Annotated in this window: 10 protein-coding genes; 7 read left to right on the forward strand and 3 right to left on the reverse strand. The window is 69.2% G+C overall.

Annotation, left to right across the window (positions count from 1 at the left end; translation table 11 throughout):
* Together KDM41_13765 and KDM41_13770 are read right to left on the reverse strand one after the other, a co-directional pair.
* The coding region (locus KDM41_13765) for a hypothetical protein (GenBank protein MCB1184491.1) at window positions 1-672 on the reverse strand (672 nt) is incomplete at its 3' end.
* 64 nt (window positions 673-736) lie between these two features.
* The gene (locus KDM41_13770) at window positions 737-2023 is read right to left on the reverse strand and encodes a hypothetical protein (protein ID MCB1184492.1); all 1287 of its coding nucleotides are present in this window, start codon (window positions 2021-2023) and stop codon (window positions 737-739) included.
* Between the two features lie 133 nt (window positions 2024-2156).
* Here KDM41_13770 and KDM41_13775 point away from each other — a divergent pair, with 133 nt between their 5' ends.
* Window positions 2157-2804 carry a class I SAM-dependent methyltransferase gene (locus KDM41_13775; GenBank protein ID MCB1184493.1) on the forward strand — a complete coding sequence of 216 codons (648 nt, stop codon included), beginning with the start codon at window positions 2157-2159 and terminating at the stop codon, window positions 2802-2804.
* Window positions 2805-3116: 312 nt separating this feature from the next.
* Window positions 3117-3596 carry a hypothetical protein gene (locus tag KDM41_13780; GenBank protein ID MCB1184494.1) on the forward strand — a complete coding sequence of 160 codons (480 nt, stop codon included), beginning with the start codon at window positions 3117-3119 and terminating at the stop codon, window positions 3594-3596.
* A gap of 13 nt (window positions 3597-3609) precedes the next feature.
* Here the strand turns inward: KDM41_13780 and KDM41_13785 are convergent, their stop codons facing one another.
* Window positions 3610-5676 (reverse strand): diguanylate cyclase, encoded by a 2067-nt coding sequence (locus tag KDM41_13785; protein ID MCB1184495.1) that lies wholly within the window; start codon window positions 5674-5676, stop codon window positions 3610-3612.
* Window positions 5677-5788: 112 nt separating this feature from the next.
* Between KDM41_13785 and KDM41_13790 the strand changes: the two genes are divergently transcribed.
* The 5 genes from KDM41_13790 to KDM41_13810 form a co-directional block, all read left to right on the forward strand.
* Window positions 5789-7360 carry a hypothetical protein gene (locus KDM41_13790; GenBank protein MCB1184496.1) on the forward strand — a complete coding sequence of 524 codons (1572 nt, stop codon included), beginning with the start codon at window positions 5789-5791 and terminating at the stop codon, window positions 7358-7360.
* A gap of 117 nt (window positions 7361-7477) precedes the next feature.
* Complete coding sequence (locus KDM41_13795) at window positions 7478-8008, forward strand: NAD(P)H-dependent oxidoreductase (GenBank protein MCB1184497.1); 531 nt, start codon at window positions 7478-7480, stop codon at window positions 8006-8008.
* Between the two features lie 2 nt (window positions 8009-8010).
* Entirely contained in the window at window positions 8011-8544 is a 534-nt protein-coding gene (locus tag KDM41_13800; GenBank protein MCB1184498.1) for a hypothetical protein, read from the forward strand.
* Window positions 8537-8755: a hypothetical protein gene (locus tag KDM41_13805; GenBank protein MCB1184499.1), complete on the forward strand. Its 219-nt coding sequence runs from the start codon at window positions 8537-8539 to the stop codon at window positions 8753-8755. Before KDM41_13800 ends, KDM41_13805 begins: the two co-directional genes overlap by 8 nt.
* A 109-nt stretch (window positions 8756-8864) precedes the next feature.
* On the forward strand, window positions 8865-9139 hold a 275-nt coding region (locus KDM41_13810), incomplete at its 3' end, for a hypothetical protein (GenBank protein ID MCB1184500.1).

Raw genomic sequence — 9139 nt, forward strand, 5'->3', positions numbered from 1 at the left:
CGGGGTGTAGACGCCGTCGTGGTTCTTGTCGGTGCAGCTGGCGTGCTTGCCCTCCTCGACGAGGATCGTCATGGGGAACTCGGTGTACTCGTCGGTGACCAGCGTGTTGTCGTACCACAGCAGGCCGTGGGCCTTGGCGATGGTGCGCTCGATGTAGAGGGCGTAGTGGGGCGTGGTGCAGCCCTGGCAGTGGTGCACGTACACCTTGAAGTAGGTGGCCTCGACGTCGTGCTTGTGGGCGCCGAGCCCCTCCTCGCTGGGGTAGTAGTAGAAGTAGTCGAGATCGATGCCGACCACCTCGGCCAGGTTGATCTCCGTGTCCACCCGGGCCGGATCGTCGCGCACGATGGCGGCCTTGTCGTCGCCGCGCGTCAGCAGGGTGCGCACCCGGTAGTAGATCAGGGGCGCGTCGAGGCCGGGCTCGAAGGGGAAGTTCATGGGCACCCGGATGTCCTTGCCCTTGGCCCCCTCCAGGTTGGGCTCGTCGGGGGAGAACCAGAGGATGGGTCCGCAGTACGCGGCGAGCTCCCTGTAGGTCATGGTCGAGTCGGAGCCCGACCAGATCATGCGGTAGCCCTCCTCGATCTGGCAGCAGTCCTGGCCCAGGGCCGGGACGGCGGCGGCGGCGACGACCAGGACCAGGCCGAGGCGGACGACAGCGGCGCGAAGCATGGAATCTCCCTCCGGTTGGGTGCGGCTTCGACGATTATCCGCGCCGGCGGGGGCCTGTCAACACTCAGCGGCGGATGTCGCGGATCAGCGCCGGGCGCGCCTGGCAGGAGCGGACCACGTCCTGCCGCAGCGCCGCCGCGTCCGGACCCGAGGCGACCCACTTGTTCCGCCCGTCGAGCTTCCAGGCGACGGAGACCGAGATGACGGCGAAGCAGAGGGGCACGAGGTAGGGCACGAGGCGCCGCCAGGGGTGGCGGGCGAGCAGGTTGCTGGTGCCGGTGGCCCCGGCCGCGAGGATGACGCAGAAGCCCAGCGAGGTCAGGTACAGGTGGCTCAGGTTGAGCCAGACGCCCGTGTCGGTGTGCCCCGTGAAGGGCACCAGCGTGATGTAGGTCCAGGCGATGAAGAACCGGATGGAGCGGCTGCCGAAGACGAAGCCGAAGAAGCTGTAGGAGAGGATGGCCAGCGTCAGCAGGAAGCGGATGACCATGCGCGCGTGGTACACCCACACGACCCAGGCCGGCGCCGACTCGAGAATGGGACTCTGCTGCATGGGGAAGAACATGAGCACGAGGTAGCGGAAGAGGTTCTTCACCGAGAGCAGGCTGAAGTAGGTGTGGCCGGACGCGCTCTCGTACACCGTCGGGGCCTGGAAGCCCCAGTGGGACTGGGCGAAGTGGAAGGCGAGGGCCACGGCCACGAAGACCAGGATGTCCGGCGAGAAGACGGTGCGCCGCGAGCGCTGGGTGATGAAGAAGAGCTTGTAGGCGATCAGGCAGCCCACGAGACTGAACGAGGCCGCCTTGGTCAGGCCGGCCAGCAGGAAGAGCCCCAGGCCGATCAGGAAGAGGGGCGAGCGCACGCCCCCGTGGCGCCGGAAATCGTTCCGGATGAAGAAGTACAGCACCAGCAGGTGCAGGCCCGCGATGAGCAGGCCCTCGAGCTGGTGGATGGTCATGAAGACGCGCCCGTAGCTGCCGACGGCGAGGGCGAAGAGGGTCGCCGCGAGCACGGCCATGCGGTGGCGCGGGAAGAGCATGTTCACCAGCATGTAGACGATGAACGAGTTGACCGTGTGCACGGCCAGGTTCACCGCCAGGTAGCCGGCGGTGTTCAGGCCGAAGAGGCGGTACTCGGCGAGGAAGGCGAGCTGCAGCAGCGGTTGGCTGAAATAGAAGCCGATGTGGTTGAACATGTTCGCCGGGTTGACGGCGAGCTGGTGGGCGTCGCGGATGATCTGCGCGTCGAGGTTGTCGAACAGGGGGGTCGACGTCAGCCGCCCGAAGGCGGCGAACACGAGGACCGCCAGGCCCAGCAGGACCGGCCCGTGGATGCGCAGGGACTTCACCATGGGGGCAAGTATAGACCTGTCGGTTCGGGGTGTGCAAATGCGCTTGATGCCTTATTATAGCACGGTCCGGGGGGGCGAATCACGTGTGGTCCACCGGCGGCTCCCCGGTGCGGATCCAGCAGAAGGCCCGACCATGACGGAAGACTACGACGGCACCTACGCCCAGGACGACTACTTCGGTGCGGAACCGTCCGAGCTGCTGGCCCGTTTCGACGAGTTCATCCCCGAAAACGCCCGCGTGCTCGACATCGGGGCCGGCCAGGGCCGCAACACCCTGCCCCTGGCCCGTCGGGGGTGCCGGGTGACGGCCCTCGACCCGTCGGCGGTGGCCATCGAGACCATCGCCAAGGCCGCCCGCAAGGCCAAGCTCGACATCGATCTGGTGCCGAAGGGCTTCATGGCCTACGAGCCGCCCCGGGTCTTCGACGTGATCCTCTGCTTCGGCCTGATGCAGATCCTCAACTACCACGAATGCGCCTCCCTCGTGACCCGGCTGCACCAGTGGCTGCGCTCGGGGGGCACCCTCTTCCTGACGGCCTGGCACGTTGAGGACCCGTCGTTCCCGCGGCTGGTGCAGGAGTGGGAGCGCCTGGGCATCCGCAGCTTCCGCTCGCCCGAGGGCGACCGCTACCGCCTCTTCCTGGAGAAGGGCGAGATCCCGCGCCTCTTCTTCCGCTGGCAGCCCGTGCACCTGTGGGAAGGCCTGGGCCCCGTCCATCGCCACGGCGACGGCCCGGAGGAGCGGCACGGGGTGGTCGAGGCCGTCCTGACCCACCCCTGAGCCGGGCCCGGCGGCGCACGCCGCCCCGCGGTTTTTTGCCGCCCCGCCCCGGATTCCGTGCTACAATAAGGATATCCGCATGAAGGTGCGGAGCCGAGAAACGTTTTCCCGGCGCGCTCGTAGTCCGAGGATCTCCCCCGACATCGGGAGAGCCCCCGGTCGGATCCTGGCCGAGCCGCGAGACAGACGAGACGACACCTGCCCACGGTCGGCCCCTCCCGATCGGGCGGCCCGCGAGCCGCCGCGAGCGGAACCGCCCCCCACGCGGTTCCCGACGGAGGAGTGCGATCCGCCAACGAAGGAAGGTGTCCCATGCCCGCGCACATCTACCCCGTGGACTACTACTACACGACCGTCGAGGACGCGCCCGGACAGGGCTGCCGCTTCCTCGAGGCCCTGGCCCACGAAGAGGTGAACCTGCTCGCCTTCAATGCCTTTCCCGTCGGACGGAGCCGCACCCAACTCGTGATCTATCCCCTGAACGCCACCTGGCTGGGCGAGCTGGCGCGGAACGAGGGCCTGCGCCTGCTGGGCCCGCACCACGCCTTCATCGTGCACGGCGACGACGAGCTCGGCGCGCTCGTGACCATCCACCAGCGCCTGTGCGACGCCGACATCAACGTGAGCAGCTCGAACGGGATCACCGACGGGCGCGGGGGGTACCGGTACATCCTGCACGTGAATCCCGAGGACTACGACCGGGCGCAGGAGGTGCTCGACGTGGACCAGGACCGGCGGCCCATGGCGGACTACCATCTGAACCTGCACCGGCGGTTCGAGGCGAAGAGCTGAAGGCGGGGGAGCGTCAGGTGCTGGCGGTCTCGGGCGAGTAGAGGCACACCTTGTTGCGGCCCGCCTCCTTGGCCGCGTAGAGGGCCTCGTCGGCGAGCTTGATCAGGTCCTTGGGGCTCTCGACGTCGTCGGCGCGCACGGCGGCCCCGATGGAGATGGTCACGTGGCCCTGGAATTCGGGCACGTCGATCGCGTTGAATTCGACGGCCTCGCGGATGCGGTTGCCCACCGTGGCGGCCACCTCGAGGCTCGCCCCCGGACACACCACCAGGAACTCCTCGCCCCCGAACCGGCACAGCACGTCGTAGTCGCGCACGGCGCCCTTCATGGCGTCGGCGGTGGCACGCAGCACCTCGTCGCCGGCGTCGTGGCCCCAGGTGTCGTTGACGGCCTTGAAGTGGTCGATGTCCATGATCATCACGAGCAGCGGCTCCTTCGTTCGCGACGCGTGCGACCACGACTTGTCGAGGGCCTCGAGGCCGGCGCGCCGGTTGGGCAGCTCGGTGAGCTGGTCCTGCAGCGCCATGGTCTTGAGCATGCGGTTGGCGATGCTCACCTCGGCGTTGATGCGGCGCAGCTCCTCCTTCTGGCGCTGCACCTCCTGCCGGTTGGCCACCTCGCGCGCGGCGCCACGCAGCAGCGAGCGCAGGATGGTGTGGTTGAGCGGCTTGATCAGGTAGTAGTTGATGCCCGCGTCGAAGGCCTCGACCAGCTCCTCGTTGGTGTCGTGGCTGGTCATGATGATGAAGTGGATGTGGGCGAACTGGGGCGTCGAGCGCAGGGTGCGGCACAGATCGAGGCCGCTCAGCTCGGGCATCATCCAGTCCGAGATGATCAGCTGCGGCTCCACGCGCAGGGCCACCTCGAGGGCCTGCCGGCCGTCGGCGGCGTGGTGGATCTCGTGGCCGTCCTTCTCGAGGCGGCGGGTGAGGATCTTCTGGTGCACGGGGCAGTCGGTGGCCACGAGGATGCGCAGGGTCGGCGTCTCGGGCTCGTCGTCCGCGTCGGGCACGTCGACGGCGGGGGTCGGGAACTCGGCGCCGGCCGATGCCGCTTCCACGGTGCCGCCGGCCTCGGGCTCGAGCTCGTCGCCGCGCCCGCGCCGGCCGCGGATCACGCCGTCGCCGCTGCGGGCCTGCTTGAGCAGCGCCGCCATGGAGGGCACCTGGCCGGTGACGACGGCCAGCACCTTGCCCATGCGCTCCCACTCCTCGAGGATCTCGTCGTACATGTGGACGAAGACGTCGTCCTCGAGGTGGTACAGGCGGGCGAAGTTCTGGAAGTCGAGCACGCGCCAGCGCCGCTCCGACGCCGTCTCGGTGCAGATCTCGGCGGCCAGGTTGCCGGCGAAGAGCAGGTGCGCGAGGGCGGCGCCCCGGTCGCGACCGGGCGCCTTCTGCTCGAGGTCGGCCCACTCGGTGTCGTCCTTCGACTCGACGGCCTTGGCGTAGAACTCGGGCAGGCCCCAGTCGCGGAACAGCGCGGCCGTGACCTCGTTGCGGTCGATGCCCAGGATCTGGCGCTCGCACTGCAGCAGCCGGCGCCGCGAACCCTGGCTCCACTTGGCGATGACCTCGCCGTAGGTCTCGGGGTAGACCGCCGCCAGGGCCAGGCCGCCGATGTCGGCCAGCAGGCCGCAGGTGAAGCCCTCATCGGGGTTGACGGCCTTCATGGTCCGGGCCAAAGTCTGGCAGCTTGAGGCCATGGCCAGGCTGTGGGCCCAGAAGCGGCCGTATTCGAAGGCGGCGCACTGACCGCGGCGGCTGTTGGTGAGGATCGAGAAGCCCAGGCAGAGCTGGCTGACGACGCGCATGCCGATGCGCACGAGGGCGTCCTGCACCGTGGTGACGGGGTTCCGGTTGCCGGCGGCCACGCTGTTGGCGTACTTGATGAGCTGTCCGGACAGGGCCGGATCGCCCTGCAGCACCGTGGCCATCTCGTCGATGTCGGTCTGCGGATCGCGCGAGAGCTCGAGGATCGTCAGGGCCACGCCCGTGGGCGAAGGCAGACGTCCGGAAGCCCTGATCTCGGCGATGAGCGATTGATCCCCGTCGTGCACGTCGGCGTCCCTGGTTCGCATGGACTTGAAAAATAATCGGACTATCCCGTCCGTCGGTTCCTTATGTTCGGACACGGGAGTCCCTGCTTGACCCTTTTCCTGCGCCGGAGACTCCGCCGGCGGAAACGAGCCCATGATCCGGCGCCGATCGCTGCTGCTGCTTCTGCTGATCCTGGCCCTGTTCGGCGCCGGGACGGCCTGGTTGGCCCAGGTGCGCCCCATCGACGGCGACGAGGGCTACTACGCCACCGCCGCGCGCCTGACGGCCTCCGGGCAAACCCCCTATGCCGACTACTTCTACCCCCAGATGCCCTACCTGCCCTACCTGTACGGGCCGCTGCAGGGGGTGGTGGGCCCCTCGCTGACGGGTCTGCGGCTGGGCTCGGTGGCGGCCCTGGTGCTCACCCTCGGGCTGTGGGGCGCCCTGCTCGTGGCCCGCGTGGGCGATCGGCCCATGTTCGTGGTGGGCGGGCTGCTGCTGCTGGCCCTGAACCCGCACCTGCTGTCGTGGGGCGTGACCACCAAGACCTTCGCCCTGGCCAACCTCGGCGTGGTGGGCGCCCTGTGGGCGGCCGATCGGGGCCTGGCGACCCGCAAGCTGGTGTGGTTTCTCGTGTCCGGACTGGCGGCGGCGCTGGCGGTGGGCGTGCGGCTGCTGTACGCGCCCTGGGCCGTGGCCCTGCTGGGCGGGCTGGCGTGGCTGCGCTGGCGGCGTCCGGCAACGGGCATCACGCCGGCGTCGGTGGCCGCGGCGGGCGTGGGCCTGCTGCTGGGCCTGGTGCCGGCCCTGCGCCTGTACCTGGCCGATCCGGAGCGCTTCGTCTTCAACAACCTGATCTACCATCGCCTGCGCTTCAACCCCCTCGATCGCCTCGTGGCCGAAGGCGAGGCCCCGGACGTGCCCCGCTTCCTGGCGGCGCTCCTCGAACTGGCCCGGGCGCTGCTGCTGAACCCGTCGCTGCTGGTGCTGATCGGGCTGGCGGTGGTGGGCGTCCGCGCGGCGCGGCGGCCGGGCGCGCACGACCACTCGGACACCGAGCTGCGGCCGGTGGCCCTGCTCGCCGGCTGGGGCGCCGTGGTGCTCGCCCTGACCTGCCTGCTGCCCGACCCCTCGTACGAGCAGTACTTCACCGCGCCCCTGGTGCCGCTGCTCGTGCCCGCGGCGCTGCTCGGCCTGATCGATCTGGCGCGGCGCTTCGGCCGGCCCACGACCCTGGTGGGCGGCGTGCTGGGCGCGCTGGCGGTGATCGCGGCGGTGGGCCTGCAGGTGCGCCACGTGGGCATGGACTGGAACGAGGTGTGGGATCCGGCCCGCGTGCGGGAGGTGGCGCGGGAGATCCGGCAGCGCTCGGCGCGCGACGACGTCGTGCTGTCGTTCTGGTCGGGCTATCCGTTCGCGGCCGACCGGCCCTTCCTGCCGGGCATGGAGAACCACTTCGCCCTGGGCGTGTCGGAGCAGCTCACGCCGGCCCAGCAGGCGCACTACCACGTGGCCGGCAAGGAGGCGCTGCTGCACGCGATCCTGACCAAGGGGCCGGCGGTGATCGTGCTGGGCACCTGGATGCACGAGGTGAACACGACCATCGCCCAGGAGCACCTGCCGGTCCTGCTGCAGGAGCTCGACGCCAACTACCGCATCGACTGGTACCGGGGCGAGGTGAAGGTGCTGGTGCGCAAGCCGGGGCCGGGGGCGAAGCTGCGGTAGGGGCCACGGCGGCGGCGGTTCGGGGCGGGCGGGCCTATCTTGCGGGTTCCGTCGTGCGCCCGCGATTCCGGACGTCCGTCATCCACCGCATTCCGCGAAAGTCGACATCCCGCCATCATGCAGAACGTGACCATCATCTCCACGAGCCTGAACCCCGCGTCCCGCTCGCAGGATCTCGCCGCCCGCTGCCGCGATTCGCTGCGCGAGCGCGGCGTCACCGTGAACCACCTCGACCTGCGCGAGCTCGACCTGCCCCTGGCCGGATCGCCCGGCTGCTGGGAGCACCCCGACCTGGCCAAGCTCACCACCGCCCTCGAGGCCGCCACCCACGTGGTCTTCGCCGTGCCCATCTACTGCTACGACGTGAACGCCGCGGCCAAGAACGTGATCGAGCTGGTCGGCCGCGCCTTCACCGGCAAGGTGATCGCGTTCATCTGCGCGGCCGGCGGCCAGGGCAGCTACATGTCGGTCATGGGCCTGGCCAACCACCTCATGCTCGACTTCCGCGCGGTGATCGTGCCGCGCTTCCTCTACGCGACGAAGGCGGCCTGGTCCGCGGACGGCGGCCTCGATCCCGAGATCGAGGGGCGCCTGCACCTGCTGTACGAGGACATGGCGCGCATTGCGGTGGCGCCGGGGACGGAGTAGCCGTGCGGGCGGCGGTGCTGATCCTGCTGCTGGGCGTCGTCGCGGGCTGCGCGTCGTCCGGTGACCGCGGCGACGTGGCGGCGGCGGGTGCGGCCCCGTCCCGTCCCGATGCCGACAGCACCCCGGCCGAGGTCGTCGTCACCTGCTTCGAGCACCTGCGCGCCGGCCGCACCGACGCGGCCGCCCTGTGCTTCCACGCGGCCAACGCCGAGCAGGGCGCAGCCGTGGCGGCGTTCGTCGCCCACGCGGTGACGTTCCTCGCCGAACGCGACGTCGAGGTCGTCGTGGAGGAGACCTTCGTCGCGGACGGCCTCGCCGTCTGCGCCACGCGCCCGCGGCGGCAGGCCGACGGCGAGCGCATCGAGCTCGAGCCCCTCGACCTGGCCCGCTACGGCGGCGTGTGGCGGCTGCTGCCGGATCCGAACCGCGCGCAGGCGCCCATCAACAACCTCGGCCCCGCGCAGATGGAGACCCTCGCCGGGCTGCGCCATGCCTACGGCGAGTTCAAGACCGCCTGGGAGCGCGATCATGGCTGACGGCGGCCGCGGCGGCCTCGACGACGCGCCATTCGCCTACCGCACCGGCGGCGGCCAGGTGTTCGTCTCCTGGCGGGGACGGCAGGTGACGGTGCTGAAGGGGAAGTCGGCGGCGGATTTCCTGGCGCGGGCCGAGGGGCTCGACGAGCCGGGCCGGCAGAAGCTGATGGCGCGGGTGACGGGCAACTTCAAACGCGGCAACGAGCGGTAGGCAGGATTTCAAACTGGAGGTATCTGGTACTATGGGTGGTTTGAGGGAGAACCATATCGACAAGCTGTATTCCCGTCTCCAGGCAGTTTGGACTTGGAGAAACAGGGCGATGTTCGCGCTGGTGGCCTATTCGCTGCTTCTCGTTGGGGTCGCCTTGGGAATGCTCAAGGCGCCTGAAGAAATCGGTGGAGCAAAAATAGATACAGACATTGCAGCAAAAGCATACTTGATCTCGGGTGCAATCGCCGTGAGCGTACTCTTCAATCTGTTTTTTGCGCTGGATAGGCATTCAGATGAGGTTGCGAGAGTCATACGCTCTCTTTTCAATTCTGATGGATACACTCACGACAACTTGGATAGCAAGTGGTATTCGCCTCTGGAGTC

The sequence above is a fragment of the bacterium genome, from assembly GCA_020440705.1.
Lineage (GTDB): Bacteria > Krumholzibacteriota > Krumholzibacteriia > LZORAL124-64-63 > LZORAL124-64-63 > JAGRNP01.